The sequence below is a fragment of the Streptomyces sp. NPDC023481 genome (genome assembly GCF_055560195.1).
The window spans coordinates 126,011-152,372 of record NZ_JBVHJE010000016.1 but is presented as its reverse complement, the minus strand read 5'-3'; the positions used below and the strand labels follow the sequence as shown (position 1 = coordinate 152,372).

At 70.4% G+C, this 26,362-nt stretch carries 27 protein-coding genes and 3 pseudogenes; 14 read left to right on the top strand and 16 right to left on the bottom strand.

The window, feature by feature from the left end:
• Positions 1-416: 416 nt before the first annotated feature.
• Positions 417-669 (top strand): annotated as a pseudogene (gene ureA, locus ACZ3ZD_RS28160) (urease subunit gamma).
• Here ureA and ACZ3ZD_RS28155 read toward each other — a convergent pair.
• The 7 genes from ACZ3ZD_RS28155 to ACZ3ZD_RS28125 all read right to left on the bottom strand — a co-directional run bounded on the left by ACZ3ZD_RS28155 (position 608) and on the right by ACZ3ZD_RS28125 (position 8,483).
• Positions 608-1,162, bottom strand: a complete 555-nt coding sequence (locus ACZ3ZD_RS28155) for a trypsin-like serine protease (protein ID WP_467402942.1) — start codon at positions 1,160-1,162, stop codon at positions 608-610. The pseudogene ureA and the gene ACZ3ZD_RS28155 sit on opposite strands and share 62 nt — an antisense overlap.
• Positions 1,163-1,319: 157 nt before the next feature.
• On the bottom strand, positions 1,320-1,904 hold the full coding sequence (locus ACZ3ZD_RS28150) for an SRPBCC family protein (protein WP_467402938.1): 585 nt from the start codon (positions 1,902-1,904) through the stop codon (positions 1,320-1,322).
• A gap of 96 nt (positions 1,905-2,000) precedes the next feature.
• Positions 2,001-3,362, bottom strand: a complete 1,362-nt coding sequence (locus ACZ3ZD_RS28145) for a carotenoid oxygenase family protein (RefSeq protein ID WP_467402934.1) — start codon at positions 3,360-3,362, stop codon at positions 2,001-2,003.
• Positions 3,363-3,407: 45 nt separating this feature from the next.
• On the bottom strand, positions 3,408-3,848 hold the full coding sequence (locus ACZ3ZD_RS28140; protein WP_467402931.1) for an SRPBCC family protein: 441 nt from the start codon (positions 3,846-3,848) through the stop codon (positions 3,408-3,410).
• Complete coding sequence (locus ACZ3ZD_RS28135; RefSeq protein ID WP_467402928.1) at positions 3,797-5,242, bottom strand: MFS transporter; 1,446 nt, start codon at positions 5,240-5,242, stop codon at positions 3,797-3,799. The genes ACZ3ZD_RS28140 and ACZ3ZD_RS28135 overlap by 52 nt, the downstream gene beginning before the upstream one ends.
• Before the next feature lie 17 nt (positions 5,243-5,259).
• Positions 5,260-5,715, bottom strand: coding sequence for an SRPBCC family protein (locus tag ACZ3ZD_RS28130; protein WP_467402925.1), 456 nt, complete (start codon positions 5,713-5,715; stop codon positions 5,260-5,262).
• A gap of 62 nt (positions 5,716-5,777) precedes the next feature.
• Positions 5,778-8,483, bottom strand: coding sequence for a helix-turn-helix transcriptional regulator (locus ACZ3ZD_RS28125; RefSeq protein ID WP_467402923.1), 2,706 nt, complete (start codon positions 8,481-8,483; stop codon positions 5,778-5,780).
• Between the two features lie 1,155 nt (positions 8,484-9,638).
• Here ACZ3ZD_RS28125 and ACZ3ZD_RS28120 point away from each other — a divergent pair.
• Positions 9,639-10,649, top strand: a complete 1,011-nt coding sequence (locus tag ACZ3ZD_RS28120; protein WP_467402920.1) for an aldo/keto reductase — start codon at positions 9,639-9,641, stop codon at positions 10,647-10,649.
• Between the two features lie 50 nt (positions 10,650-10,699).
• Complete coding sequence (locus ACZ3ZD_RS28115; RefSeq protein WP_467402916.1) at positions 10,700-11,119, top strand: SRPBCC family protein; 420 nt, start codon at positions 10,700-10,702, stop codon at positions 11,117-11,119.
• Between the two features lie 678 nt (positions 11,120-11,797).
• Here ACZ3ZD_RS28115 and ACZ3ZD_RS28110 read toward each other — a convergent pair.
• A complete protein-coding gene (locus ACZ3ZD_RS28110) occupies positions 11,798-12,133 on the bottom strand; it encodes a hypothetical protein (RefSeq protein WP_467402913.1) in 336 nt (111 codons plus the stop codon).
• A gap of 70 nt (positions 12,134-12,203) precedes the next feature.
• On the opposite strand from ACZ3ZD_RS28110, the gene ACZ3ZD_RS28105 reads away from it, so the two are divergent.
• The 3 genes from ACZ3ZD_RS28105 (at position 12,204) to ACZ3ZD_RS28095 (ending at position 13,769) form a co-directional block, all read left to right on the top strand.
• Positions 12,204-12,575, top strand: coding sequence for a transposase (locus ACZ3ZD_RS28105; protein WP_467402911.1), 372 nt, complete (start codon positions 12,204-12,206; stop codon positions 12,573-12,575).
• Positions 12,576-12,620: 45 nt separating this feature from the next.
• Positions 12,621-13,103 carry a DUF6924 domain-containing protein gene (locus ACZ3ZD_RS28100; protein ID WP_467402908.1) on the top strand — a complete coding sequence of 161 codons (483 nt, stop codon included), beginning with the start codon at positions 12,621-12,623 and terminating at the stop codon, positions 13,101-13,103.
• A gap of 264 nt (positions 13,104-13,367) precedes the next feature.
• Positions 13,368-13,769 (top strand): hypothetical protein, encoded by a 402-nt coding sequence (locus ACZ3ZD_RS28095; protein ID WP_467403139.1) that lies wholly within the window; start codon positions 13,368-13,370, stop codon positions 13,767-13,769.
• A gap of 304 nt (positions 13,770-14,073) precedes the next feature.
• Here the strand turns inward: ACZ3ZD_RS28095 and ACZ3ZD_RS28090 are convergent, their stop codons facing one another.
• Complete coding sequence (locus ACZ3ZD_RS28090) at positions 14,074-14,472, bottom strand: transposase (RefSeq protein ID WP_467402906.1); 399 nt, start codon at positions 14,470-14,472, stop codon at positions 14,074-14,076.
• Between the two features lie 185 nt (positions 14,473-14,657).
• A complete protein-coding gene (locus tag ACZ3ZD_RS28085; protein WP_467402903.1) occupies positions 14,658-15,092 on the bottom strand; it encodes an Rrf2 family transcriptional regulator in 435 nt (144 codons plus the stop codon).
• Positions 15,093-15,213: 121 nt separating this feature from the next.
• Between ACZ3ZD_RS28085 and ACZ3ZD_RS28080 the strand changes: the two genes are divergently transcribed.
• The 4 genes and pseudogenes from ACZ3ZD_RS28080 (at position 15,214) to ACZ3ZD_RS28065 (ending at position 18,527) form a co-directional block, all read left to right on the top strand.
• Positions 15,214-15,963, top strand: a complete 750-nt coding sequence (locus ACZ3ZD_RS28080) for an SDR family NAD(P)-dependent oxidoreductase (protein WP_467402900.1) — start codon at positions 15,214-15,216, stop codon at positions 15,961-15,963.
• 173 nt (positions 15,964-16,136) lie between these two features.
• Positions 16,137-17,010 (top strand): annotated as a pseudogene (locus ACZ3ZD_RS28075) (IS5 family transposase).
• Complete coding sequence (locus ACZ3ZD_RS28070) at positions 17,007-17,573, top strand: SMI1/KNR4 family protein (protein ID WP_467402897.1); 567 nt, start codon at positions 17,007-17,009, stop codon at positions 17,571-17,573. The pseudogene ACZ3ZD_RS28075 and the gene ACZ3ZD_RS28070 overlap by 4 nt, the downstream one beginning before the upstream one ends.
• 657 nt (positions 17,574-18,230) lie before the next feature.
• Positions 18,231-18,527: a hypothetical protein gene (locus tag ACZ3ZD_RS28065; RefSeq protein ID WP_467402894.1), complete on the top strand. Its 297-nt coding sequence runs from the start codon at positions 18,231-18,233 to the stop codon at positions 18,525-18,527.
• On the opposite strand, the gene ACZ3ZD_RS28060 is transcribed toward ACZ3ZD_RS28065, so the two are convergent.
• Positions 18,492-19,376 (bottom strand): helix-turn-helix transcriptional regulator, encoded by an 885-nt coding sequence (locus ACZ3ZD_RS28060; protein ID WP_467402892.1) that lies wholly within the window; start codon positions 19,374-19,376, stop codon positions 18,492-18,494. The genes ACZ3ZD_RS28065 and ACZ3ZD_RS28060 overlap by 36 nt on opposite strands.
• A 218-nt stretch (positions 19,377-19,594) precedes the next feature.
• Here ACZ3ZD_RS28060 and ACZ3ZD_RS28055 point away from each other — a divergent pair, with 218 nt between their 5' ends.
• Together ACZ3ZD_RS28055 and ACZ3ZD_RS28050 are read left to right on the top strand one after the other, a co-directional pair.
• The gene (locus ACZ3ZD_RS28055; protein ID WP_467402889.1) at positions 19,595-19,918 is read left to right on the top strand and encodes a carboxymuconolactone decarboxylase family protein; all 324 of its coding nucleotides are present in this window, start codon (positions 19,595-19,597) and stop codon (positions 19,916-19,918) included.
• Between the two features lie 45 nt (positions 19,919-19,963).
• On the top strand, positions 19,964-20,386 hold the full coding sequence (locus ACZ3ZD_RS28050; RefSeq protein WP_467402887.1) for a (R)-mandelonitrile lyase: 423 nt from the start codon (positions 19,964-19,966) through the stop codon (positions 20,384-20,386).
• A gap of 469 nt (positions 20,387-20,855) precedes the next feature.
• Here the strand turns inward: ACZ3ZD_RS28050 and ACZ3ZD_RS28045 are convergent, their stop codons facing one another.
• Positions 20,856-21,773, bottom strand: coding sequence for a quinone oxidoreductase family protein (locus tag ACZ3ZD_RS28045; RefSeq protein WP_467402882.1), 918 nt, complete (start codon positions 21,771-21,773; stop codon positions 20,856-20,858).
• Positions 21,774-21,901: 128 nt separating this feature from the next.
• On the opposite strand from ACZ3ZD_RS28045, the gene ACZ3ZD_RS28040 reads away from it, so the two are divergent.
• Together ACZ3ZD_RS28040 and ACZ3ZD_RS28035 are read left to right on the top strand one after the other, a co-directional pair.
• Positions 21,902-22,339 carry a MarR family winged helix-turn-helix transcriptional regulator gene (locus tag ACZ3ZD_RS28040; protein WP_467402879.1) on the top strand — a complete coding sequence of 146 codons (438 nt, stop codon included), beginning with the start codon at positions 21,902-21,904 and terminating at the stop codon, positions 22,337-22,339.
• 882 nt (positions 22,340-23,221) lie between these two features.
• The gene (locus ACZ3ZD_RS28035; protein ID WP_467402877.1) at positions 23,222-23,446 is read left to right on the top strand and encodes a DUF3761 domain-containing protein; all 225 of its coding nucleotides are present in this window, start codon (positions 23,222-23,224) and stop codon (positions 23,444-23,446) included.
• A gap of 336 nt (positions 23,447-23,782) precedes the next feature.
• On the opposite strand, the gene ACZ3ZD_RS28030 is transcribed toward ACZ3ZD_RS28035, so the two are convergent.
• The 4 genes and pseudogenes from ACZ3ZD_RS28030 to ACZ3ZD_RS28015 form a co-directional block, all read right to left on the bottom strand.
• Positions 23,783-24,211, bottom strand: a complete 429-nt coding sequence (locus ACZ3ZD_RS28030) for a MarR family winged helix-turn-helix transcriptional regulator (protein ID WP_467402874.1) — start codon at positions 24,209-24,211, stop codon at positions 23,783-23,785.
• On the bottom strand, positions 24,211-24,627 hold the full coding sequence (locus tag ACZ3ZD_RS28025) for an SRPBCC family protein (RefSeq protein WP_467402872.1): 417 nt from the start codon (positions 24,625-24,627) through the stop codon (positions 24,211-24,213). Before ACZ3ZD_RS28025 ends, ACZ3ZD_RS28030 begins: the two co-directional genes overlap by 1 nt.
• 196 nt (positions 24,628-24,823) lie before the next feature.
• Positions 24,824-25,144, bottom strand: coding sequence for a MafI family immunity protein (locus ACZ3ZD_RS28020; RefSeq protein WP_467402870.1), 321 nt, complete (start codon positions 25,142-25,144; stop codon positions 24,824-24,826).
• A gap of 31 nt (positions 25,145-25,175) precedes the next feature.
• Positions 25,176-26,293, bottom strand: a pseudogene (locus tag ACZ3ZD_RS28015) (IS630 family transposase).
• Positions 26,294-26,362: the final 69 nt, after the last annotated feature.

The window sequence follows — 26,362 nt, the reverse complement described above, 5'->3', positions numbered from 1 at the left end:
CGCCGCTCACCGGTCGTTCACCCGAACGTGCGCGGGATCCACGCCAACGAGGTGCAGCGCCCCCTCCCCACGGGGAGCACAGGGTGCCGGCGACGGCCGAGTTCGACCGCCGCCGAGACAGGCGGTCGGTACGGAAGCCGGTGAGGAGGAGGGCTGATCGTCGAAGTCCCGGGCGGTTTCCGACTCGCGGCATTCGTCCACGGCTTCAGGGACGGGCTTCCTGTGCCCGGCGGGGCGGGGTGAAAACGGTGTACTCCACGGATTCACCGGATGGTGCAGGTAAGCCACCTTCCGGGCGTTTCACCGTTCCTCCTCGCTGATGATCGAAGAGCGCCCGATTGCCATCCGGCGAGCGTTGTCCGTGACCTTGGCATGCCCGGCCGTACGCACCATCCGACCGACAGAGGCGAGTCATCGTGCATTCGACTCCGCATGAGCCAGGAGCGCTTGCTCGTCCACGTCGCGGCCGACGTGGCACAGAAGCGCCGCGATAGGGGACTTCGCCTCAACTACCCAGAGGCTGTGGCCCTGTTACGTGCTCACCCCTTCGAGGCGGCGCGTGACGGCAGGGCCGTCAGCGACGTCATGGATTCAGGCCGGCAACTGCTCACCCGGGACGAGGTGATGGCTGGCGTCCCGGGGATGATCGACAGCGTCCAGGTGGAGTGACGTGCGACGACGCCAACGGGCGACGGCTCGACATCCCCGCGGCCACGCCAATGGCTGTGGCTCCCCACCCGGACACGGCGAGATTCGTGTTGCCCGCGGGCCACACACCCTCGCCGTTGATCGGGGTGATCCAGTGGTTGTTCTTCGCGGGCACCGCGAGTTCCATCAGAGCCACATCGGCGAAGGCATAGCCGGTGTATCCCCTCACACGGACGCGCTGACCGCCTGTGGCGCCGCCGAGGTCCCTTGAGCCAAGAACGACGCTGTATTTGCCGGTCGTGGGGTTGCCGTGGTTGGTGATGCAGTGTCTGGCCGTCATGATCCACGTCGGCGCGATCAGGCTGGCCGTGCACGTGTATCCACCACTGAGCTCGAGCTGGGCGGCTCCTCGCAGGGCCCCGGCGATCTGGCCATCGGAGATGGCGTAGGCCGGGGCAGCCGTCAACACCCCGGAAAGGATCACCGCCAGGGCCATCAACAGACCCATCATCATTCGACACGCTGTTGCTCCTCGACGTATTGCGTACCTCTTTCTCCGGTAGCGGGGAATGACCCACGGTCGGATCCTCCGGCGCCGGCCGCAGGACCAGCACCCGGCGCGGCTGCCGCGCCTTCGCCGGCAGGTCCCGAATCGACCGCACGGTGACGGGCTACGACGCGGCCTGGGCCTCGGCCTCGTGTCGGAGGTTGTCGACCCAGTTGTGGAGGGAGTTGTCGAGGGCGGCCTGGAGGACAGCCTGGTTGGCGACGACGGGCTCTCCGGTCCACGACTCCTCGGTGTGGACGAGGACGCCGTCGCGGGTCGGCGTGAACGTCCACACGTGGACGGCGGTGATGCCCTGGGCGGGGCCGCCCCAGGCGAGGCGCTTGCCGGGTCTGACCTGCTTGACGGTGGAGGTGATGTCTAGCCCGTCGGTGCTCCAGCGGAAAACCGAGCCGGGGCGCAGGCGTCCAGGGGTGTCCTTGACGACCCTCTCCACGCCGGGCTGCCAGGCGGGCCACTTCTCGACATCCGTCTGGATTTTCCAGATGGTGCGCAGGGGGGCGTGGATGAGGATGTTCTCCCGCGTGATGACCGGCGCGGTCTGATCGATCTGCACGTCAGCGGTGTGCGTGGCGAGGCTCTCGCCCGAGGCGGTGGGCCTGTCGTCGGTGAGGGCGTGGGCGGTGCCGGAGACGGCGAGGACGAGCACGGTGGAGGCGGCGGTGAACCTCGCCACGGTGAACGTACGCACGATGCTTGGCCTTTCGAGGAGTCTTCGGGGATTTCAGGGAACGGGTGGTGGGTGCGGCCCGGCCGGGAGGAGCGGCCCCCTGGCCGGGGGGCGATTTCAGCGGTCGAGGGCGTCGGTGTCGTTGTCCGGGATCCAGGAGCCGTGGATGCCGCCCGTGACCCGTCGTGGCAGGTGGACGGTGGCGATCCGGTCGAGGCCGGAGGCGTCCAGGACCAGGAGTTGGGAGGCGTCCTGCTTGAGGTCGGAGACGACGGTGAGCAGATAGCCGTCGTCCTCGCGGGTGGCTCCGGCGGCGGGCACGAACACGGCCTCGCTGGGCAGGCGGGCGTCCCCGGCCTGGTGGACGAGGCGGGCGCCGGTGGTGCGGTCGTACTTGACGATGCCGTAGCCGCCGTAGCCGTCCTGGTCGGGGAAGGAGACCGCGTACTGGTAGCGGTTCTCGGCGCCGAGGAAGTCCTCGTTGAGCGTGGGGAACTCGACGGCGAGGTCGTCGGTGATCCGCTCGTCGACGTGGCCGGCTGCCAGGTCGACGACCCAACGGCGGTTGTAGGAGCGCGTGTTGGGCTCCGTGCCGCGGCCGGGGGCGCCGACCCACCAGTTCCAGGAGAGCTGGAAGCCTTCCTTGTCCACCGTCGGGCCCTCCAGCACGATGCGGCCCTGGGCGTCCTCGTAGGCGTTGCCGGCGTGCAGCATGTTGCCCGGCTCGATGGGGAACCAGCGGACCTCTCCGGCGCCCTCCGGGCCGCGGGGCATGACGCCGATCCGGGCGGGCTGGTCGTCGTTCCAGGAGTACGGGATGCCGGAGTGCTCGGTCGGGTCGAAGGTGACCGTGCCTTCGACGAAGACCACGTGGTGACGTGTGAGCGCGAAGTCGTGCTTGAGGGAGGCGGTGGCGCCCGGCACCTCGAAGCTGTGCGTGACCCGGCCCTTGGCGTCGGCGACGTAGTACATCAGGTACGGCGGGAAGGGCGAGGAGCCGAAGAAGTGCAACTCCCCGGTGACCGGGTCGGTCTTGGGGTGCGCGGTCATCGCGCTGCGTAGCTTGCCGTCGAAGTCGTAGGCGCCGACGGTGTCCAGGTCCCGGGTGAGTTCGAAGGGGAGGTTCGCCTCGCACAGGGCGAGGAGGCGCCCGGCGTGTTCCACGACGTGGGTGCCGGCGGTGCTGGCGGTCAGGTCGGGGCCGTGCTCGGTGAGGTAGGGGGCGCCGTCCAGGGCGGGGGTGCGGACCCAGCGGTTGCGGTACCACTCGGCGCGGCCCTCGCGCAGGCGGATGCCGTGGACCATGCCGCTGCCCTTGAACCAGTGGGTGGGGGTGACGCCGGGCTTGGGGTTGTGGCTGTTGCGGATCAGCCGGCCGGTCAGCTCCGGGGGCAGGCTGCCCTCGACGGTCAGACCGGTGGCGGTGATCTCGTCGACGGCCGGGGTGTAGTGGCCGATCAGGTAGGGCTTGGTGGACATGTGTGAACCTCGTCGCTCGGTGGGGTCGGTGATGGTGATGGTCAGTCAGGAGAGGCGTTCGGCTCGGGACTTGAGGGCCACGAGCCAGGACTGGAGGGACTGTTCGAGGGCTTGGCCGAGTTCTTCGACGGCGGCCTCGACGGGGGCACCGGCCCAGGACTCCTCGGTGCGGACGGTCACCTGGCCGCCGTCGGCTTCGAAGGTCCACACATGGACGCCGTCGATGCCGTTCGCGGGGCCGCCCCAGACGATCCGGGCGCCGGGGACGATCTCGTGGAGGGTGGAGGTGATGTCCAGTCCGTGGGTCTTCCAGCGGAAGGAGCTGCCGGGCTGGAGCGGGCCGTCGAGCTTGGCCTCGTCGACGTGCGTGTTCCACTCGGCCCAGGCGTCGATGCCGGTGTGCAGGTTCCACACCGTCTCCAGCGGAGCGTCGATCACGGTCGAGAGCCGGACGACGACGGGAGCGGATTCGTCGATGGTGTGCATGGTGCTTTCCCTGCTTTCGTGGGCGAACGGGTCAGAAGAGAGGCGAGAAGGGCGGTTGCCACAAGGACTGCGGCGGAGATGGCGAACGCGGTGCGGTATCCCTCGGTCAGCGCCTCCAGGTGTGGCCGGTGGGCGGCCGAGGTGACGGTTCCGGCGACGGTGGTCAGCACCGCGAGGCCGATCGCACCGCCGACCTGGCGTGTGGTGTTCACCAGTCCCCCGGCCACCCCGGAGTCGTCCTTGGCCACGCCTTCGATGGAGAGGGCGGTGAGCTGGACGAACGCGACGCTCAGGCCGAGGCCGACCAGGACGCTCGGGCCCAGGACGTCGGTGACGAAGCTTCCGTGCACGCCGATGCGCGAGAGCCACAGCATTCCGGCGGCCTCGGTGAGCAGTGCTCCGATCACCGTGGCCGTGGTGCCGATCCGGCGGGCGATCCGCGGTGCGAGGGTCGCGCCGACCATGTTCGCGGCGGCGAGGGGGAGTTGTCCGAGACCGGTGACCAGCGGGCCGGCACCGAGGACCTGCTGCTGGTAGAGCGGCAGGAAGAAGAACAGCGCGATCCATACCGAACCGAACAGGCCCATCAGGACGTTTCCTGCGGTCACCCGGCCACCGGCGAACAGCCTGGGCGGCACCAGCGGGTGGCGGCTGCCCCGTTCGATCAGGACGAACGCCGCCCCGAGGACGGCCGCCAGCACGAAGGCGCCGAGTACGGGGCCGTCCGTCCACCCGTCGCTGCGGGCGGTGGTCAGCCCCCACACCAGACCGGTCAGCGCGAGGCCGATCGTGGCGGTGCCGGGGAGATCGAACCGAGCCGCCGCCGCTGCCGCGGTCTGTGGGACGAGGACGGCTGAGGCGCCCAGGACCAGGAAGGTTCCGACAGCGACCGCGTGGAAGATCCATGGCCAGCCCCACGCCTGGTTCAGCACGCCGCCGAGGACGACCCCCGCCGCGCCTCCGGCGCCGGACACCGCGCCCCAGATACCCAGCGCCCTGCCCCGCCCCGGGCCCGGCGGGTAGAGGTCCATCACCAGCGCGAGGGCCGCGGGGGCGACGACCGCGGCGCCGGTCCCCTGCACCGCGCGGGCACCGATGAGCACGGCGGGCGACGTCGCCAGTCCCGCTGCCGCCGAGGCCGCCCCGAAGAGCGCGAGGCCCGCGAACAGCACCCGGCGGCGTCCCAGCAGGTCTGCCGCGCGCCCGCCGGCGAGCAGCAGGGCTCCGAACGCCAGGCCGTAGGCGTTGACCACCCAGGTGGTGCCGCCGTCCGACAGACCGACGCCGTCGCGGATCTGGGGCAGCGCGACGTTCACGATCGACGTCGCGAGCATGACGGTGAACTGCGCGGCGGCCAGAGCGGTGAGGGCGGCGCCGCGGGATCGCTCGCGCATGGCGGACTCCACAGCGGTCATCGCGGTTTCTCCGCGGCGGTCTTGAGGTGGCCGAGCCATTGGGCGAGGGAGTCGTCGAGCGCCTGCCGGATGTTGGCGGCGTCGGCCCGCACCGGGGCGCCGTCCCACGATTCCTCGGTCGTGACGAGGGTCGCGGTGGGTCCGGACGAGATGAGCGTCCACTGATGTACGGCGACGATGCCCTGGGCCGGGCCGCCCCAGAGGATGCGGCGGGGCGCCTCCATCGCGTAGACGGTGGAGGCGATGTCGAGGGCCGCGGTGCGCCAGTGGAACGTCGCGCCCGGCGTCAACGGCGTGCGGGCGCGTGCGGAGACGATGTCGGGCTGCCAGGACGGCCAGGCGGGCACGTCGGTCAGTAACCCCCAGACCGCGGCTGCGGGAGCTCTGATCGTCAGTTCGCGGCGGGCGACGACGGGGGCGGCACGGTCGATGCCGGCGGGCGGGTTGTCCATGCGGCCGAGTCTGCTGTGGCGAGACCCGGCCGCTCTTCGGTGAAAGTCGCCTAGACCGTCACCTAGATCGCCTGGGTGACGAGGTCGGTGAGCTGGCGGCGCGAGGTGATGTCGAGCTTCCTGAAGATGTTGCGCAGGTGGGCGTCGATCGTCCGGGGGCTGAGGAAGAGCCGGTCCGCGACCTCGCGGGAGGTGGCGCCGGTCGCGACGAGCCGGGCTATGTTGAGTTCCTGGCCGGTGAGCGCCTCCAGCACCCCTCTCGTCACCGATCTGGCCTGCTCGCCCGCGGCGGCCAGTTCGGCCCGGGCCCGTTCGGCGAATCCCTCCGCGCCCGTCGTGGTGAACAGGTCGTGGGCCGCGCGCAGGGCCTCCAGCGCCTCACGGCGGCGGCCGTCGCGGCGCAGCCACGCCCCTTGGTGCAGCAGGGCCCGACCGTGCCAGATCCGCATGCCGCCGGCGCCCAGCCTGGCCACCGCCTCGGTATGCAGGGCTTCCGGCTGGTCCGACAGCAGGGCGCCGAGAGCCGCGCGCACCCCGAGCGCCCAGTCGGTGCCCGCGGCCCGCGTGTGCTCGTCGAGCCGGGCGAACGCCTCGCGGGCGACGGCGTCCTGGCCGCACCGCACCGCCGCCTCGACCAGTTCGGGCAGTGCCATGCTGCTCGTCGACAGGTCGCCGTCGGTGAGTGCCAGCGTCGCCGATTCGAGCGCCGCACGGTGGTCGGCGACGCCGTTGGCATAGAACGCGGCGGCGCTGTGGGCCATCGCCGTCAGCATCCCCTTGCGACGGGCCCGCGACTCGGCCAGCACCCGGTCGATCAGCGGCCTGGCTTCGGCGGGCCGGCCGCGCACGGCCGCGACCTGCAGGTGGCCGTACCAGTGGACCGGGACCCCGGTCACCTCGGCGATGGCGTCGGCCTCGCCGAGCAGGGCGGAGGCGTCGAGCAGCGCGCCGCGCTGGGCGGCGGCCATGGCCCGCATCCAGAGGCCGACCGGCAGGATCATCAGCGCTCCGCAGCTCCGGGCCGCCGTGACGGCCTGGGTGGCGAATCGTTCCTCCAGGGCGAAGTCCCACAGTTCCACGGCGAGCAGCGCCGCCAGCGACAGGCGTCGTGACCACAGCGGGTCGGTCGTGTCCGACAGCATGCGGGACAGTACGGACACCGTGGCGAGATCACCGTCGAGGTAGGCGACCAGCGTGTCCAGCAGGTCGTCGCCGCCGGTGCGGTGCCCGGGGGGAACGGGTGCCTGCCGGGCCGCCTGAAGGGCGGTACGGCAGGCGGGCGAGGACCGGCCGACGACGAGCCCCGCCTGCAGCGCGTCCAGCAGGTACAGCCGGGCCCGGCCGGGGTCGAGTCCGGCGGCCCGGATCAGATGGCCGACGGCGTCGGCCGCGCCGTCGCGGAAGAACGCCGCCTGTCCGCGGGCGAGTTCGGCCTCGACCCGCCCGGCGTCGTCGATGGGGCCGTGCTCGGCCGCGTCGATCAGGGTGATCGCGGTCTCGAAGGCGCCGGCCTCCAGCGCCGCCCGTGCCGCGGCGAGGCTGCGCTTGGCCCGGAACCGGGGATCGGGAGTGAGGGACGCGGCCTGCTGGAGGAACGCGGCCTCGGCCGCCGCCCCGCCCCGCCGCCGGGCCCGCTCCGCGCTGCGCAGCAGATCGGCCGCGACGTCCTCATCGGGCCGGGGTGCGGCCTGAGACCGGTGCCAGGAGCGCCGGTCGGGATCGGTCTGCGGGTCGGTGACGTCGGCGAGCGCTCCGTGGACGAGCCGCCGGTCGGCCGGTGACGCGGCGGCGTACACGGCCGACCGCACCAGCGGGTGCCGGAACCGGGACCGGCCTCCCAACTCGATCAGCTCCTCCGCCTCGGCCTCGGTTCCGGCCTCCGGTTTCACGTCGAGCAGATCCGCGGCCCGCCACAGCAGTCCCGGGTCGCCGAGCGGCTCGGAGGCCGCGATCAGCAGCAACATCCGGGCTCCGGGGGACAGTCGGGAGACCCGCTCCCGGTAACTCTGCTCGATCCGGTTCGCCGGCGAGGCGGGAGTGGGCAGCCCGAATCCGCCCGCAAGTCCGGCGGGACCGAGCCTGCGCGGCAGTTCCAGCAGCGCGAGCGGATTGCCGCGCGCCTCGGCGAGAATCCGCTCACGCACCCGGTCGTCCAGCGGCACCGGAACCCCGGACGCCAGCAGGTCGCGTGCCGCCTGATCGGACAAGCCCGACAGCTTCAGCTCCGGCAGCCCGTCCAGCTCGCCGACACCGTGCGGATCGCGCAACGCGAACACGAGCGCGATCGGCTCCGCGCCGATCCTGCGCGCCGCGAACGCCAGAACCTGCGCCGACGCCCGGTCGAGCCACTGCGCGTCATCCACGACGCAGACCACGGGCGACTCCCCCGCCGCCTCCGACAGCAGCCCCAACACACCGAGTGCGACCGCGAACTGACTGGGCGCGCTGCCCTCCGCGAGCCCGAACGCCACCGACAGATCGTTCCCCTGCCGGGCCGGCAGCCGCCCGATCCGGTCGTGCAACGGCCGGGTGAGCTGATGCACCGCCGCGTAGGCGAAGTCCGCCTCGAACTCGGCCCCGTTCACCCACAGCACCCGCAACCCGTCCTGCGCGTCCAGGACATGCCGCAGGAGGGTGGTCTTGCCGATGCCCGCCTCACCGCGGACCACCACCGCACCACCACGACCGGACCTGGCCGCCGCGATCAGATCGGTTATGGCAGCGCGCCCACGTGGTGGGAAATAGCTCGAAATCGGAAGCAAATCCACAACGGGATCATGTCACGCGCACCACGGAACGGACAGGGTCGGTCCCCGTCGGCGCCCCTCCCCCTTCCCCGACCGGCGGTGCGGCCGGGACGCTTGATCCGGCCGACGCCGAGCTCGTCCGGCGGTTCATCGACCGAGGCCGGCGCGGGCAGTCGGCGGTACATCGACCGCGGCCGGCGCGGGCAGCCGGCGGTACATCGACCGCGGCCGGCGCGGGCAGGGGGCTCAGCCCGTCGGCGCATGCTCGGGTGCGGACGACGGCGCGCCGGCCCATCGGCGCAGAGAGAGGAGCGCATGCATCCGTTCCACGCGAAGCTTGCCCTGGTCACCGCGGCGGTCGCCGCGCTCCGCCGCTGAAGACGCGGGCTTTCGCGGAGTCGACGACCGTACGAACAACCGCGTGACAGCCCGCCGCACCCTCGGCGCCGGCCCCCAGGCCGCGCACAGTATCCGCGCCGCCCAGGCCGACCTACTCGACGTCCTTCCCGGCATCCGCCTCAACCTGGACGCAATGCCAACCCGGGGAGTTCTCGGCGCCCGCCCCGGCCGCGGCCCCCGCACCGCGGCGCACCCTCGGCGCCGGCGGCCGCGCCGACGACACCCCCTGCGCTAACAGCCTGGCCCGAGGCCCTGCCCTGTGGATACTGGCCCCTGCCAGCGGCTGACCGGCGCAGGTGCATCTGGAATTTAGCGGCTGACCAGCGAAGGCCGATCTGGAAGAAGGCAGCCAGCGTATGGGCGGCCGAGCCGCATGGGGGGTGGGCCAGCAGGCCGTCGCCACGGTGGACGGCGTGCAGTTTGCCCTTGTAGGCGGCGACGGCGGGTGCCCGGACGGTAGCGCAACAGCCATCTCGGAACAGGCCCGCGATGGCGGTTGCGGTTGTTCGGCATCGAGCATCACGGGGCCTTCCCGGGCGCTGCGGCACCACCGCTTGCATTACCCAGCGTCTGCAACTATCGTCGTACACAACAACGCGCGTCTGCAACTATCCTGCGGAGTGCGTCCCGGCCCTGCCGGCGCGGTGAGCACCGAGTGCCACGACTGTGCCCGACAGAGCCGGCAGACCGCCGAGGCATCGGTCCGCCGACGCCTCACCCCGACCGCGCCAAAGTCCCCTCGGCGCGGACATACCGATCGATCGAAAAGGCACCGCCATGTCTCTCAAGAACATCCTTCCCGGCCGGCTCGGCTTCGGCACCGCCCCGCTGGGCAACATGTTCCGCGCGATCCCCGACGAGGAGGCCCGCGCCACCGTCGAGGCCGCCTGGGAGCAGGGCATCCGCTACTACGACACCGCTCCCTTCTACGGCGCGGGCCTGGCCGAGGAACGCCTGGGCCAGGTCATCTCCGCCAAGCCGCGCGATGCCTACGTGCTGTCGAGCAAGGTCGGCCGGGTCGTCCTGGACGAGCCGGAGACCGATGTCCCCGACTTCGGCGAGAAGGGCGGTCTGTTCGAGCACGGCAACCCCCACAGGATCGTGCACGAGTGGACCGCCGAGGCCACCGAGCGCTCCATCGAGGGCAGCCTCAAGCGCCTGGGCGTCGACCGGCTCGACATCGTCTGGGTCCACGACATCGCCCAGGACTTCCACGGTGACGCCTGGCTGCAGAAGTTCGAGGAGGCCCGCACCGGAGCCTTCCGCGTCCTGTCCCGCCTGCGCGACGAGGGCGTCATCAAGGCCTGGGGCCTGGGGGTCAACAGGACCGAGCCCGTCGAGCTGACCCTCGCCCTCGACGAGCCCAGTCCCGACGGCTTCCTCCTCGCCGGCCGCTACACCCTCCTCGACCACACGCACGCCCTGCAGCGGCTGCTGCCCATGGCCCAGGACCAGAATGTCGACATGGTCGTCGGCGGCCCCTACAGCTCCGGCATCCTCGCCGGCGGCAGCCATTTCGAGTACCAGCAGGCCCCGCCGGAGATCGTCGAGCGCGTCGGCAGGCTCAAGGCCCTCGCCAGCGAGCACGGCATCAGCATCAAGGCCGCCGCCCTGCAGTTCTCCCTCGCCCACCCCGTGGCCACCGCCGTCATCCCCGGCGCCACCCGCCCCGGCCGCATCGCCGAGGACATCGCCGCCCTGAACGAGGACATCCCGGCCGCGTTCTGGCACGACCTGCGCGCGAGCGGTCTGGTCAGCCCGGCCGCCCCGCTCCCCTACGGCGCCTGACCCCCACCCCCGACACCCTTCCCCCCGCACCGCGTTCCAGGAGAACGACCATGGCCACCACTTCCGTCAGCCGTATCGTGCCCGCCCCGCCCGACAAGGTCTGGAGCCTCATCGGCGGCTTCGACGCCCTGCCCGACTGGCTGCCCTTCATCCCAGAGAGCACCGCGCTCGAAGGCGGCCGGGTGCGCCGGCTGAAGAACCCCGAGGGCGAGGCCATCATCGAGCGTCTCGTCGACTTCAACGAGGCCGAGCGCCATTACAGTTACGCCATCCTCCAGGCCCCGTTCCCCGTCGACGGCTACGTGTCCACCATCCGGGTCCATGCGATCCCGGGCGAGGAGAACGCGGCCGAGGTCCAGTGGTCCGGCCGCTTCAACCCGAACGGCGCCACCGAGGCGGAGGTCGTCGACCTGTTCACAGGCATCTACCGCGACGGCCTCGACGCCCTCCACAAGACCCTCGCCGCCTGACACCGCGGCCCTCACGGGAGCCGGCCGAGCAGCCCGGACACGCCCGACACGTGCCCGGGTTGCGACGCGCCGGCACAGCGGCCCCGTTCACCGGGCACGTTGCGGCCGTGGATCACACCAGGGGCCGGGGCAAGGCCGTCGCGCCCGATCAAGAGGCCCTGGCTCGGCTGGCCGAGTCGCATCGCGGACTCCGGAGGAGATTGGATGCCGGGGTGACGGACTGGACGCGGGTAGCCGACACCCACGGAGCGGCCGGACGAGTGCCGGTGCTCTCTCGGAGCGGGCCGAGCGCGAGGAAGCGCCCGCAGGCGCCCGGAGCCCGTCATCGCCGTCTCGGCCGACGAGCACGGTGGGGAGCACGCGGGCCGGATGGTGCCGCGCTCCAGGCGCGGTACCGAGATGCTTCCGGCGTTTCCGGAGATCGGGGCTGGACCCGCGCAGACGCCGGACGCGACCGCTCTGGACGGGGTTATGTGACCTGCACGGCTATCTCAGACCCAAGGTGTCTCAGGCGGTGCACCTCCGTAGACGAGACGCGTTCGCTGCCGGTGGAACGGGGAGCCGAGGAAGGCAATCGGGCCGTTGATGAGGATTCGTGAAAATGGCTCTGCCCGCAGTTCCGTGCATCCCCAAATCAGGAGGAGACGGTGACTGAGGCGCCCGAGGGGCCCCGATGTCTTACCGCCCACGGAACCGCCCCGCGCGCAGATCATCAAGCCAACCCGCCACCGCTACGAGGACATCCACCGCCTGCTGTAGAAGCGCTGGACCATCAGCGCGATCGCCCGACGCCTGAACCTCGACCGCAAGACCGTCCGCCGCTTCCGCGACACCGACCTGGACCAGCTGCTCGCCTCCGCCCGCGAACGCCGTCCCAACGGCGTGCTGGAGCCGTTCAAGGCACACCTGAACACCCGCTTCAGCGAAGCGCAGGGCCAGGTCAGCGGCACCCGGCTGTTCCTGGAGATCCAGGCCCGCGGCTACCGGGGCAGCCGCCAGGTCGTCCGCAAACACCTCGCCGCCTTGCGCGCGGGCACCGCCGAACCGGTCCGGGCCGACATCCCAGCCCCCGCAAGATCACCTCTTGGATCATGCGGCCCCGCGAGATCCTCACCGAGAGCCAGAACGAGCGCCTCCTTCAGTCCGGCTCGCCTGCCCGGACATCATCCGGGCCTGCGACCTCGCCCGCGCCTTCGCCGACCTGGTCCGCCGCCAGCGCGGATACCTCCTGCTGGAGTGGATCCGGCAGGCCGAACAGGTCGCGCCCAAGCCCATGAAGAGCTTCGCCGGTTTCCTCCGCCAGGACCTCGACGCCGTCACCGCCGGACTCACCCTCCCCTGGAGCTCCGGCGTCGCCCAAGGACACGTGAATTGGGTCAAAACGCTCAAGAGAGCAATGTACGGCCGAGCCTCGTTCGAACTGCTACGGACCCGCATCCTCGGAAACGGCCCGTGAGACAGTCGGACACGGCTCACTGATCGTCACCGAGGAGAAGGATCCATGAGAGCGTTGCCCGCCGTCACCGACCGTGATGAGTTCGACGTCCTGGTCGTCAGGACCGACTACCACGACGACCAGGCGTGGCAGGACGTGACGGCGGCGCTGATGGAGCCATGGGGGGACAGGCGGTACGAGGCACACGTCCACTTCATAGACGACCCGGCCTGCGCAGGAGCGACCGTTGACGAGGCGCTGAATGCGGTCTGCGCCGACGAGAACCTGGCCGTTGTCTTCCTCGCCGACCGGACAACCATGGAGTCCGAGAGCCACGAATTGCTGGCGGTCACCACGCTGACGCGGGAGGAGTGCGTGGACGACGAGGACTACGAGCAGCTGACCGAGTTCGGCCGTGAGTTCCGCACCGTCGCCGCAAGGGTCCACAACGTCCACGCAAACCTGAGCATCGGAAACCTGGGCTGCACCTGGCCGTCGGCGGGGGCGCCGACTTCCACATCGGCGGCGATCGCCATCACACCCCGGTGAGAGCCGTCCTGTCCTTGGCGCAGTGCAGGTCACGCCCCGGGGTTCCACCGCATGCCAGGCGAACCCGCCACGCCACCCGGTAGATCCACTTCATCGCTCGCGGAGACCAACTGGCGCACAAATTGACCAAGTTGTCCGTCAACATCGTCGCTGTGGGATCCGCATAGGCTGATGCGCGTGGATGTGACGGGGTGTCTTGGGTGTGACCTTCTGACCGGGCGCCGGGAGTTGCCCGGGGGTGTTCTGCACGAGACCGCTGCGTGGGTGGTGAACCACGTCGTCGGTCCGATGAATCTCGGCACCTTGATCGTCGGTCCGCGAGAGCACGTCGTGGCCATCGCCGAACTCGACGACACGGCGGCGGCGGAACTCGGCCCCTTGCTGCGCGATACCGCTCGTGTCGTGGAGACGTTGTGCCAGCCCGAGCAGACCTACGTCTACATGTGGTCACACGGCCGCGACGCGCGCAAGCACTTGCACATCGCGGTCCAGCCGGTGACCGCTCAGGTGCGGGCCCGCTACGGCGGGCTGCGCTCCGAGCAACTCCAGGCCCGGATGCTGGCCGACGGTAACGAGCCGGACATCACGGAGGTCGAGCAGTTCTGCGAGCGGGCTCGCGAGCTGTTCCGGGCGATCACCGACAGCAGCGCCGAACACCGAAGCTGATCACGCGCGCCCTCAACGTGAGGTGGGAAAAGGCTCACTGACCGCCAGGGGACTTTAGCGGCGTTCAGAGCTCGTAACACGATCACGGGTGGGCCTTCTTGAGGCGTCGCCAGCAGATGAGGCTGCAGGCCAACGAGACGAAGGCGTCGTGGAGTTCCAAGGAGCGAGTCGGGGCGGCGGCGTGGCCGGCCGGGCCGTCCGGCCACGGGCGGGATGCCATCGACCAGGACGAGGGTCTGGGTGACGTCGTTGACGTTGGCCGCGGTGGTGATGACCTTGAGCGGGATGCCGCGTCCGTCGCAGATCAGGTGGTGATTGCTGCCCGTCTTGTGGCGGTCGACCGGCGACGGACCGGTGTCGGCGCCCCCTTTTTCGCGCGGATGCGGGAGCCGTCCACGCGCGCGGGCCAGTCGAGTTTGCCGGCCGCGTTCGGCTCGGCGAGCAGGATGCGGTGCAGTTGGTCGAAGACTCCGGCCTGCTGCCAGCGGTCCAGGCGCCGCCACCGGGTCTGTCCCGAGCCGAATCCCAGTTTCAGCGGCAGGAGTTGCCAGGCTATGTCGTTGTAGAGCACGTACAGGATGCCCTGCAGACACAGCCGGTCCGGTACTGGCCGTGGGCCCGGCGACTTCTCTGGCCAGGGCGGCAGCAGCGGCTCGATCAGCGCCCGCAGGTCGTCGTACACGATCCATGGCCGGGTGCTCACATCCGCCCGGACGGCGGAGTCGTCACATCGGTCACGCCGGACCAGGGCACTACAACAAGATCAAGTCACGAGCTCGTAGGACACGGTCTGATACCGCAACGGTCTTCGGCGTGACTGGTTGCCAGGCTGTTCGCCGGCCTGGGCATGGATGGGGGTCTTGGTGATGTCAGGGCGTAACGGGGAGGCTAGCGAGGTGTCGCGAGTACGTCCCGGAGTACGTTCGCGAGCGTGACGCGGGCCAGCTCGTGTCGCAGGGTCTCCTCGATGCCCTCGTAGATCCTCTGCATCGCCGGCTGGATGCCGTGACCCACCACGCATCCCTGGTCCGGGGTGGTGCGGTGCATTGCGAACAGCGGGCCGGGTTCCACTGCCTCGTACACGTCGAGAAGGGTCATCGACTCCAGCTCGCGTGCCAGCGACCAGCCCGCGCCCACGCCCCGCCGGGACTCCACGAGCCCGGCCCTGCGCAGCTCGCCGAGCAGCCGTCTGATCACCACTGGGTTGGTGTTCGCGCTGGTCGCGATCTGCTCGGAGGTGGCTACCTCATGGCCCTGGCGCTGGTAGAGGCCGATCCAGGCCAGCGCGTGGGCGGCGATGGTCAGCCTGCTGTTGGCGCTCATGAACTCCACCTCTCGGTCGCAACGCTTCATGGTACGGCAGTGGTAACAGCGAAGGTTGCAACAGCCTGTCGTAACAATTAATGTTGCGACTGCCGGGAGGGTCAATCAACGAGGTAGAAGAATGAGCAAGCCACTCACGGGCAAAGTCGCCCTGGTCACCGGGGGGTCGCGCGGACTGGGAGCCGCGACCGTACGACTGCTGGCCGAGCAGGGCGCCGACGTCGCCTTCACCTACGTCAGCTCCGAGAAACAGGCGCAGGCCGTCGTCGACGAGGTGCACGGCAAGGGAGCCAAGGCCGTCGCCTTCCAGTCCAACCAGGCGGACACGAGCCGGGCGCCGGCGCTGATCGACGACGTGGTCGCGCACTTCGGCGGCCTGGACATCCTCGTCAACAACGCGGCGATCTCCGTGACCGGCACGGTGGACGACCCGGACGCCGACACCGCCGCACTGGACCGGATGCACGCCACCAACTACCTCGGCGTGATCGCCGTCATCCGGGCCGCCTCCCGAGTGCTGCGCGCGGGCGGCCGCATCATCACAGTGAGTTCCGGACTGGGCTCCCGGGTCGGCGCCCGCGGCCTTGCCGACTACTCGGCGACCAAGTCCGGGATCGAGAGGTACACCATGGGCGTCGCACGCGACCTCGGGCCCCGGAACATCACGGCCAACGTCGTGCAGGCCGGACTGATGGAGGGCGGCATGCAACCGCCGGACCCCGAGACCCTCAAGGCTCTGGTCAGCTCGCTGTCCCTGCAACGCATGGGGCACCCCGACGAAATCGCCGCGGTGATCGCCTTCCTGGCGAGCCCCGCCGCGTCGTACGTCACGGGCGCAGTGCTGGACGCCCACGGCGGCTACAACGCCTGAACCCGCACCCCTGCCGCGCGCCCCGAAGGACATCGCGCCTTCGGGGCGCGCACCGCCAACGACCCGCGTGTGCGTGGACGCCTCAAGAAGCCCGGATCGTGATCGTGTTACGAGCTCTCAGACCGTGTTTGAGATCTGCCGAGTCTCGTGATGGCGGGGCCGTTGAGCCCGGCGTGAGTGGTTCCGGGGGCGGGTATCCGTCGGATTTGACGGGTGATCAGTGGGCGTTGGTGGAGGCGTTGCTGCCGCCGGCGCGGGTGGGTCCCAAGGGCGGCGACGTGAGAAGCACCCGCGTCGGCGGATCGTGGATGCGATCTTCTACGTGGTCCGCACCGGGTGTGCCTGGCGGCAGTTGCCCAAGGACTTCCCGCCATGGCCGACGGTGTACTGGTACTTCACCTGGTGGCACGACGACGGCACCGTCGAGCGGATCCACGACGCCCTGCGCGGCCAGTCCGGGCCGCCGACGGCCGCAGTGTGGAGCCGAGCGCGGGGCTGATCGACTCGCAGTCCGTGCGCACCGCCGACACCGTCCCCGCCGGCACCAGGGGCTTCGACGCGGGCAAGTAGGTGAAGGGCCGCTAGCGGTTCATCGTCACCGACACCCTCGGCCTGCTCCTGGCCGTCCACGTTGTCGCCGCGAACACCCAGAACCGCGACGGCGCGAAGCACCCGCTGCTCTGGACTCGGCTGGACCGTCCGAGGGGTCAGAAGATCTGGGCCTACCAGGGCTTCGCCGGCCGCCTCGTGGACTGGGCCCGGGCGATCCTCGGCCGCGAGCTGGAGATCGTGCGCAAGGCCCCGGACCAGCGCGGATTCCAGGTCCAGCCCAAGCGCTGGGCCGTCGAGCGCACCTTCTCGTGGATCACCGCGCACCGGCGCCTCGGCCTCGACTACGAGCAACACCCCACCCGCTCCGAGACCATGATCCGCTGGGCAATGATCGGCATCATGGTCCGCCGACTCACCCGCGGCCATTCCGCCACACGGCCGGGCCCCAGGCCATTGATCCGGGTGGGGCCGGACGAGGATACGGTTCGGGCGTGACCGCTGATGCTGCCGCCCCGAGCGGGACCTGGAACGGCGCCTCGGTGCGCTCTCGCGTTGCCGCGATGGCACTGGAGGATCCTGAGCGTCGCCGCTTCGGTGCCTCGCACCACGGATACCGGCTTCAACCGCTCCTTTCGGAGGAGGCGATCCGCTCCTTCGAGCAACTGCACGGCGTCACCCTTCCCGCGTCCTACCGGGACTTCCTGGGCACGGTCGCCGGTGGCGGAGCGGGACCTCATTACGGACTGCTGGGCCTGGCAGAGGAAGTGGATGACGAAGAGGCCCTGCACGACCTTCGGACCGAGTGCCTGCGAGCCGGCTTCCTGGCCACCCCGTTCCCGCACATCACGGACCGGCCGGGACCGGGCAGGGGAGCCGACGCCGACTACTCGGTCGCGGGGACTCTGGTCCTCAGCGAGATCGGCTGCGGCACCTTCTCCCGCCTCGTCATCACGGGCACAAACGCCGGACAAGTCTGGCTCGACGACCGCTCCTGGGGCGGCCTGACCCCAGGACCGGACTTCCACGACTGGTACACCGCATGGCTGGCATCTCAGTAGATCTCAAACACGGTCTGAGTCGCCAGTGCAGCGGGCGTCTGCTGCCGGCGGCCCTTCGCATGGCCAGCCTGAGTGAGGGAGGAAACCTCTATGGGGGTGTCAATCCCTGGTCCGGCGCGCTTCAAGACCCGCATCGTTCGCGAGCGTCCGCAGCTTCGCTGGCGGCAGCTGCGAGGCCGCAAGGTTGATCCATAGACTACTGGTGGTCACGAATACGTCTTGTCTTCCTCCTTGACCTGGTCACTAGCGATTTCCTCATATGCGCCTTCACGCGCCTGCCGCGATGTCAGGACAAGCACCGCATGCAAGCCGGTGGAGCCTCGGGGAACCTGCCCGCTCACGAAGCCTCCCTCGGATGCGTCTTCGAGTTCCTTGCTGTTCGACTCCCGGAATCCACGAACCTGCTCGCTTTCGCGTTCGATCTGCTGAGGCCGTCCGGAACCGAGACGACCAGCTGGCGGTACCAGCGGCGCAGGAAGCCGCGCTCGAGTCCGTGTTCGTCGTCCGTCGGCTGTCCGCCCCCTGCCCCTCTACCACCGACCCGGACACCGTGCGCGGTTGGCTGACGTGGGCGTCGGTCGGAATGGAGGGCCTGCTTCCCAAGCGGCTGGACAGTGCGTACGAGCCTGCGGTGCGCGGGGGGGCGGAAGTAACACGGTGTGCGAGACCACCGAGGCGATCGTCGGCGCAGCAACCGGCCCCCTGTCCGCGCCCAGCAGTCTGCTGCTCGGCGGGTACGACGACGCCGGCCACCTTCAGTACGTCGGCCGCACCATTCCCCTCACCCGGACGGCAGATGCTGCGGTCGCCGACCTGCTCGCTGCGGGGCGGCGCGGGCACCCGTGGACGGGCTGGTCGTTCTCCGCAGGGTGGGACAGCCAGGAGAGGGGAACGTCAGGCTGGTGGGTGGCGCCGGGTTCACCGGTCGACGGGGCCGGAACCGCCGGCGGGTGAGGTGTTCTCGGTGGCGGCCCAGCTGACAAGGTGCCGTAGAGCGTCGTGCTCGGGGGTGTCGGGCGTGGCGCTGTAGGCGGTGAGGGTCAGGCCGGGCTGCGCGGGTAGTTCCATCGCGTCGAAGTCGAGGGTGAGGACGCCGACGGCGGGGTGGCGGAAGGACTTGCGGCCGGCGTGGTGCAGGCGCACGTTGTGCTTGGCCCACGCGGCGCGGAACTCCTCGCTGCGGGTGACGAGCTCGCCGACCAGTCCGGTGAGGTCGCTGTCGTGGGGGGTGCGTCCCGCTTCGGTGCGCAGCAGGGAGACGGTGGTGTTCAGGGACTCGTCCCAGTCGGGGAAGAAGTCGGGGCCGCCGGGGTGCAGGAACTGGTAGCGGGCGATGTTGACCGGCCGCGGGGCGTCATCCGCGTACAGGGGCGCGTAGAGGGCGCGGCCGAGCCGGTTGGCGGCCAGAATGTCCAGGCGGCCGTTGCGAATGAAGGCCGGTGAGTCGGTCATGGACTCCAGCACGCGCAGGACGCTGTCCGGGAGGGGTCCGCGGGCGCGCTTGCGGCGGGCGGGGCGTTTGGCGGCGGCGCGGGCCAGGTCGTAGAGGTGGGCGCGCTCGGCGTCATCCAGTTGCAGGGCGTTCGCGACGGCGTCGAGGACTGCCTCCGACGCGCCTGCGATGTGGCCGCGCTCCAGGCGGACGTAGTAGTCGATGCTGACGCCGGCGAGCAGAGCGACCTCTTCGCGGCGCAGGCCCGGCACGCGCCGGTTGCCGCCGTAGGCGGGCAGCCCGGCTTGCTGCGGGGTGATCTTCGCGCGGCGGGAGGCCAGGAACTCGCGGATGTCGCTCTCGGTGCTCACGCATTCCAGGCTAGGCCGGACGATGGGCAGGTGGGGGGCCCTGTCGGTACCTGTAATGGCAGACCCATCTCCACCCCCTTGATCTGCGGTTTCCTCGATATCGGCAGCGGTTGGGGACCCGGGAGCCACCCGGTCCCGGGCTGTGGCGGCCCGGGAGGCCGCCTGCGCCACACAGTGGTTCCTGACCGGGCCACCCGTTTTGATCAAGGAGTCATCACATGCCGAAGCAGTCCGCACCCCAGGAGCTCGCCGGAATCGCTCCGAAGCTCGTCGAGGTCACCAACGAGGTCCTGTTCGCCGACGTCTGGGAGCGCGCCGGGCTGTCCCCGCGCGATCGCAGCCTGGTCACGGTGAGCGTGCTGGCCGCCCTGTACCGCTCCGAGCAGCTCGGCTACCACGTTGGCGTTGCCCTGGACAACGGCCTGAGCGTCGAGGAGCTGTCCGAGGCCATCACCCACCTCGCCTTCTACGCGGGCTGGCCCAACGCCATGACCGCGATCAACCAGCTCAAGAAGATCGCGGACGACCGCGCCGCCGCCTGAACCGCACTGCCACGCCTGTCCCTCTACGGATCAAGGAAAAGAGTCATGGAACACATCACCTCCACCCCGACCATGAAGGCCCCCGCGGAGCGGTTCACGGGCGACGTCTACCTCAACATGATCGAGGCTCCCGCTGAACCCGCCCGCCTGGCGGCCGGACTGGTGCGCTTCACTCCCGGTGCCCGCACCAACTGGCACTCCCATGCGCTCGGCCAGGTTCTCCATGTCACCGACGGCGTTGGCCTGGTCGGCACCCGCGACGGCAGTGTCGTACGCATCAGCGCCGGTGAGACCCTCAAGTGCCCGGCCGGCGAGGAGCACTGGCACGGCGCCACCGACACGACTCTCATGGCGCACATCGCCTTCGTGGTCGGCGACGGGAACGGTGACGGCACGACCTGGCTGGAGCCCGTCACCGACGAGCAGTACCACGCTGCCCTCCCCGCCGATATAGCCGATATAGGCTGACGGCCTCCAGCCCTCTCGCCGCCGTCTTACTACCCCTCCTGCCCTCGTCGTCCTCGGCGGCGCCAGGGTCCCGGAAGGGGCGCGGACCCCGGCCGGGGCCGCCGGCCTTGGTGTTGAACAGGTGGCGGCCCAGGAAGTCGATGTGCCGGTCCTTGAGCGGGGAGAGCCGGGCGGCGTCCTCGCACCGCGCCCGCGGGCACGTGACACGGCGGACCGCCGCCGGCCGGACGAACAAAGAGAGAGGGGCCAGTACCACCTCACTCTCACTGCCGCCACCCAGCACCTCGGGGTCCGGCTGGCCATCCCCTCTCCGAACGCGGGGTTCGGTCATCGCCGAGCGCCGCGCCCACGACCTGCCGGACGCCGGCACCGGCACCGGCGCCGACGGGTCAGCCACTCTCGCGGCCGAGGGACGGCCGGACGACCGCGTCCTTCGGTGACCGGTGCCTCGACGTGACTCGGGGGCTGCTCAGGGGCACAGGACGACCTTGCCGAGGTTCGCCCTCGACTCGATCACCGCGTGCGCCCGCGCCGCCTCCTCCAGGGCGAACCGCGCGTGGACGACGGGCCGTACGGTGCCCTCGTGGAACCACCGCCACAGTTCCCTGCGCCATTGCTCGTACAGCTCGGGCCGGCCGCGGGCGATCAGCGCCATCTGGAAGCCGATCACCGACTTGGCGCCCACCAGCAGGTCGTAGGCCCGGACCGTGCCGCCGCCCGAGCTGTAGGCGACCAGCCGGCCGTGCGGGGCGAGGGCGGCGACGGCGGGGGTGAGCAGGTCACCGCCGACCGCGTCCACCACGCAGTCGACAGGCTCCCCCCAGCTGTCGTCGGAGTACCGTACGCAGTCGTCCGCCCCCAAGGAGCGCACGAACTGTGCCTTCGCGGCGTCCGACACGGCCCCCACCACCCGCGTCGCGCCCAGGGCCCGCGCCAACTGCACCGCCAGGTGCCCCACTCCGCTCGCCGCCGCCGTCACCAGGACCGACTCGCCCGGTGCCGTTCGAGCCGCCGTCAAGGCACCGAGCGCCACCAGACCGCTGCGCACCAGGGCCACCGCCTCCACGGCGTCGGCGCCCTCCGGCACCGGTGAGGCCATGGCCTCCTGGAGCACCGCGTAGTCGGCGTACCCATGACCGAAGCACAGCCCGGTCACCCTGTCCCCGGTCCGGAAGCGGCGCACCCCCGCGCCGGTCGCCACCACTTCGCCCGCCAGCTCGCCGCCCAGCGCAATCGGCTCGGCGGCCTCGCGGACCTTGCGGACGACCGGCAGGGTGACTCCGATCGCCGCGCAGCGCACCAGCAGCTGCCCTGGGCCGGGCTCCGGGACGCCGGTCTCCTCCAGGAACAGCGGGCCACCGCGGGACTCGTACCGGACGCGACGCATCGCCACCCCACTGCCGGGCCGGCCCGGCGGGATCGGTCGTGGGAGACACCCACGAAGTCATTGGGAGTCCCTACGATAAGCGGAGATTCATGGGGAAGCCCAATGATTTTTCGGCTAGGGTGCCTGCTATGGCCGAAGCACCCCTGACCGAGATCCGTTCCCTGCCCAGCTGGCTCCTCGGCCGGGCCGCCGCCCGGGGCCGCGCCCTGGTCGCCGACGCCCTCGCCGCGGAGGGCCTGAAGATGTGGCACCACGTGGCGCTCTCCGCCGTCCGCGACCTCGCGCCCGTCGCCCAGGCCGACCTCGCCCGGGGCATCGCCCTCGACCCCAAGGACCTCGTCGGCATCCTCAACGAGCTCCAGGACGCCGGTCTCGTCGTCCGCGCTCCCGACCCCGGCGACCGCCGCAAGAACGCCGTCTCCCTCACCGACCGGGGCGAGCGGCTGCTGGTGCGCTGCGAACACGCCGCCCGCGCCGCCAACGACGAACTGCTCGCCCCGCTGACCGCCGCCGAACGCGACCGGTTCATGGACCTGTTGACCCGGATCTCCGGCACGGACCGGTGACCGGGTGGGGCCGGTGACCGGGTGGGACCGGTGACCCGGTGGGACCGGTGACCGGGTGGAGCCGGTGGACCGGTTGGGACCGACCGGCCCTCGGGCCGGCGTTCCGCGCCCTGTCCACGACCATCACCGAGCCGGTGCCGTACCGCCGCGCAGCAGGACCGGATACGCCTTCGCCGCATCCGCAGCTCGCCCACCCGCACCGTCGCCGGCGACGCGGCTGAGGCACGGAACCGTGCCTCGCGTTCCACCTCCGGCAGGTCCCTCCGCAACTCGGTCCCACGACGCCCTTACAGCCGCAGCACGCCGGTAACAGCGGAACGTTCGGGCCATTCCGAGGGGCCGAGACGGGCAAAAACCGCGCCGGCTGCAGGCAACGCCCGTAGCCAAACCCTGAAATGGCCATTGCGCTCGGGATGAACGAGCTGGTCGACCCCGCAGTGGACATGCCCGAGCTGTACGAGCCGCGGCTGGCGCTGCTCACCCTCACCGAGGCACACGGCTTGATTGGGTGCTGCAGCACTTCGGCACGACGGACCACGGCTGGGGCGCGCAGGCCCGCCGCTTCGCGGCCGAGCTCGCCGCCCGTGTCCCCTCACGCGACGCATAGCACTTGGAGACCGGACCGAGGGTGTAGGCGGTGAAGTCACCGCGCGGGCGCCGGACTGGTGGATGGCATGGCCGCCATGGCGCCCTGGTGGGCAGCCCTCAGCGGCGGACTCCGCCCCCTGCCGCCCGTCTGAGGCCACCTCGGCAGATCTGGCATCTCGCCACCCAGGTGGTTGAACCCCGTATAGAGTCCCTCTGCTCTTGTTCGATTACAAAAGGGGGGTCCCTTTGCGCTCTCGTCTTGCCGTCTCAGCCCTGACAGTCGCGTTGGCCGGCGTGCTCTTCAGCGCGCAGACCGCGTCCGCTTCGACGCCACTGCCGTCCAAGAACACCGCCCACCACTGCGTCCGGCACACCACCGGAGCGTGCGGCTGGACGCACCACCAAAAGCCCAAGGACATATACGAGACCGCCAAGTGCAAGGACGCCTCGCTGTCCTACTCCCGGCACTCCCAGGGCACCTGCTCACACCACCACGGCGTCCGCTACTGGTTCAAGTAACCCACACACGCCGTAGGTCGCTACCTCCGGATGCGGAGGTAGCGACCTGCCCGACCGCCGGTCGGGCCAACCGTGTGCAGGCCGGTATCCGGGGGAACCGGACGTTGGAGCGGCCGCGGGCTGCCGCGATCACCACCTCGGCCCGGCAGCGGGCTCTTGTGGCCGACAGCCATCTTCCTCAGTTGATGGCACTCGCGGGACCGCAGCGAAACCGGCACGGCGGAGCGGACGGTCACCAGGGAGTCGCCGCTCCTCGGCATCGGGGAGGGCTGTCACGTGGACGCCGCTGGTCGGCGGGTTCGGGGGCTGACAGTGCCTGCTTGGGGGCTTCAGGATTCAGGATTCAGGGTTGGCCAGGCGGTTGAGCAAGGTCACGGCGTCGTCGTGCGCCACCGGTTGGAAGAAGCGTGCGTCGACGTCTTCGACGGCGGCGATCGCGCGCGGGGCCAGCTCGGCACCGACGGTGGTGACACGCAGCCGTTTGGCCCGGGTATCGGCGGGGTCGACCTCGCGCTCGATCAACCCCTTGGCCTCCAAGGCGCGCAGTACCTGTGAGGTCATCTTCACATCGGTGCCGGCCTGGCGGGCCAGAGTCTGCTGGTTGGGGTGTTCGCCCTGCGTGTTCAGCCACCAGGTGCAGGCAAGTAGGACGAACTGGACGTGGGTGAGGCCCAGGGGTCCGAGGGCCGCGGCGATATCGCGCTGCCAGCGCAGCGTGGCATGCCAGAGCAGGAATCCGGGGCTGTCTCCGGGGGTGAGGGCCATCAGTTCTGTGCCAGCTTGACCAGGGCGGCCATGGTCTCGGGCCAGTCCGCGGTGACGGCCGGACCGATCTGCGGGCCGAGCTGATCGGCGCCGGTGCCGGTGATCTCCATCCGGTATGTCACTCGAATGCGGCCCAACTCGCCCTGGTCGAGCCGATGAGTGGTGCGCAGGAGCAGACCGTCGAACCGGGCCTCGTCCACGAACAGTTCGTTGGCTGTCGCCTCAGCGACGATCAGGTGCACCGGGTCCTGGCCGGCCGACGTCATCACGATCTCAGCGTCCGCCGCGAACGGGCCGTTGATCCGGATGCTCGCGATGTCGGCGTTCCAGACTCCCCAGTTCTCCACGTCGGCCCACAGGCGCCAGATCGCCTCGGGTGCGGCGTCGGTCTCGATGCTGTGCTCGTAGGTCCACATGAGCGGCCTCCCGGTCAGAAATATTGTCTGCGGGAAGATTATCTGTGCAGCGAGTATCTGTCTACCCGCCCCTGAACGCCTCTCCTTCAGTCCGAGGGCAGCCCTCACGCAGCGCCGCTTCCACGTCGACGCCCCGATACCGGCACGGAGGCATCCAGCTAGTGCTCTGACCGGGAAGGTTCGCCCGGTTGGCGGGTCACTCCTGCTCGGTTGCGGCGGCGAGGTGACGGCGGCAGAGGTCGGCGGCCGTGAGGTGGGGCTTGTGCAGCGCTTCGCTGTAGAGGCGCATCTCACGAGCCGCCCGGTCCAGGTGCTGCCAGAAGGAGAGCGGCAGGTCGAGGTCGTCTCCGAGATCGATCAGGCAGTCGAAGGCAAGTCCCAGCTCGTTGTGCTGCAGGAACTCCAGCGTCGCTGAGAGGTCGATGCCCGGCAGGCCCGTCAGGTGTTCCCTGGCGGCGTCGAGGTGGCCACGGGTGCGGTTCCAGCTGGTCTGAAGCGCCTCACGATCAACGGTCATGGCGTCAGTGTCGTTGTTGCCGCTCGGAGGGTCACGCGACTTTCGCCAGCCGTCCTCCCCAGCGGATGCCCTTCTCACTGCGGATACGGGCGCGTTCACGTCGATGGGCGTTAAGGACGTCGGGGTGTCGTGCATTCTTGTTGCGCCAGCGTAGGTAGGCGTGAAGGGCCCTGGTCTGGACGGTGTGGTTGCGGTGGTTCGAGTTGGCGACGGTGCACTGTCGCAGTGGTCCGAAGTGGGCCTCGATCGGGTTGGCTCAGGACGCGTAGGTCGGGGTGAAGCACAGCTCCAGGCGGTTCTTCCTGGCCCAGCGCCGGCTTGTCTCGCCTTTGTGCGCGGAGAGGTTGTCCAGGATCACGTAGATCGGGGCGCCGTCCGGGCGGGCCGCGCGGATCGACCTGAGTGCGGCCAGGGTGTTCGCGGCCCCCTTCTTGCGGCGGTTGACGCCCCACAGGGTGTCGTCGCCGATCGAGTAGCGGCCGTGGAAGTACCTCAGCCGTGGGTGCGGTGGTAGGTCGCGGGGTGCCGCTCGGGGTGACCGGCAGGGGCCCAGGACGAGCCGCCAGAGGGGCGGATGCCGAGCGGGCCGAACTCGTCGAACGCGAACACACGGTCCGGGAAGCGCTCCAGGAGGTGCTCGATGCGGTCGAGCTGGGTGTCGCGGTCGGGGTCCGGGGACTCCTTCCAGGTCTTGGTGCGTTGGAAGGTGGTGCCGCGGCGGGCGAGCAGGCAACGTAATGCCTCGCGTCCGATGCGGATGGCGCGGCCGTGGACTTTGCGCAGGTAGGCGGCGAGTTTGCGGATTGACCAGCGGGTGAAGGGCTGGCCGAGCTTGGTCGCTCGTGTGGTGGCCGTCAGCACAACGAAGTCTTCGTCGTCAGGATCGAGTAGGCGGGGGCGGCCTCCCGCCCACTGAGGGTCAAGGCAGGCCAACCCGATGTCGTTGAACCGGTGGATCACGTCACGGACGGTGTCTTCGTCGGCCTGTACCAGCTGGGCGATCACCGGCACCCGGTTCCCGCCGGCCGAGGCCAGCAGCATCATGGCGCGCCGGTAGCGCACCGAACTGGTGCTGCCCCGGCGGACGATCTGCTGCAGCTTCTGCCCCTCCTGGTCGGTCAACCTGCGCACACGGGCAGGCTCTTCCACCGCACCCCCAGCAGTCGGATCAGCGGACGTCACCGCACATCCAACCGCCGGAACAGCTGAGCCGGCGAA

Excerpts from the sequence above, each read along its gene's own strand:
- ACZ3ZD_RS28100 (WP_467402908.1), top strand. The coding sequence starts at position 12,621 with ATGAGAGCGTTGCCCGCCGTCACCGACCGTGATGAGTTCGACGTCCTG.
- ACZ3ZD_RS28085 (WP_467402903.1), bottom strand. The coding sequence starts at position 15,092 with ATGAGCGCCAACAGCAGGCTGACCATCGCCGCCCACGCGCTGGCCTGG.
- ACZ3ZD_RS28120 (WP_467402920.1), top strand. The coding sequence starts at position 9,639 with ATGTCTCTCAAGAACATCCTTCCCGGCCGGCTCGGCTTCGGCACCGCC.
- ACZ3ZD_RS28135 (WP_467402928.1), bottom strand. The coding sequence starts at position 5,242 with ATGCGCGAGCGATCCCGCGGCGCCGCCCTCACCGCTCTGGCCGCCGCG.
- ACZ3ZD_RS28050 (WP_467402887.1), top strand. The coding sequence starts at position 19,964 with ATGGAACACATCACCTCCACCCCGACCATGAAGGCCCCCGCGGAGCGG.
- ACZ3ZD_RS28040 (WP_467402879.1), top strand. The coding sequence starts at position 21,902 with ATGGCCGAAGCACCCCTGACCGAGATCCGTTCCCTGCCCAGCTGGCTC.
- ACZ3ZD_RS28145 (WP_467402934.1), bottom strand. The coding sequence starts at position 3,362 with ATGTCCACCAAGCCCTACCTGATCGGCCACTACACCCCGGCCGTCGAC.
- ACZ3ZD_RS28080 (WP_467402900.1), top strand. The coding sequence starts at position 15,214 with ATGAGCAAGCCACTCACGGGCAAAGTCGCCCTGGTCACCGGGGGGTCG.
- ACZ3ZD_RS28030 (WP_467402874.1), bottom strand. The coding sequence starts at position 24,211 with ATGGCCCTCACCCCCGGAGACAGCCCCGGATTCCTGCTCTGGCATGCC.
- ACZ3ZD_RS28025 (WP_467402872.1), bottom strand. The coding sequence starts at position 24,627 with ATGTGGACCTACGAGCACAGCATCGAGACCGACGCCGCACCCGAGGCG.
- ACZ3ZD_RS28155 (WP_467402942.1), bottom strand. The coding sequence starts at position 1,162 with ATGATGATGGGTCTGTTGATGGCCCTGGCGGTGATCCTTTCCGGGGTG.
- ACZ3ZD_RS28055 (WP_467402889.1), top strand. The coding sequence starts at position 19,595 with ATGCCGAAGCAGTCCGCACCCCAGGAGCTCGCCGGAATCGCTCCGAAG.
- ACZ3ZD_RS28045 (WP_467402882.1), bottom strand. The coding sequence starts at position 21,773 with ATGCGTCGCGTCCGGTACGAGTCCCGCGGTGGCCCGCTGTTCCTGGAG.
- ACZ3ZD_RS28020 (WP_467402870.1), bottom strand. The coding sequence starts at position 25,144 with ATGACCGTTGATCGTGAGGCGCTTCAGACCAGCTGGAACCGCACCCGT.
- ACZ3ZD_RS28140 (WP_467402931.1), bottom strand. The coding sequence starts at position 3,848 with ATGCACACCATCGACGAATCCGCTCCCGTCGTCGTCCGGCTCTCGACC.
- ACZ3ZD_RS28130 (WP_467402925.1), bottom strand. The coding sequence starts at position 5,715 with ATGGACAACCCGCCCGCCGGCATCGACCGTGCCGCCCCCGTCGTCGCC.
- ACZ3ZD_RS28115 (WP_467402916.1), top strand. The coding sequence starts at position 10,700 with ATGGCCACCACTTCCGTCAGCCGTATCGTGCCCGCCCCGCCCGACAAG.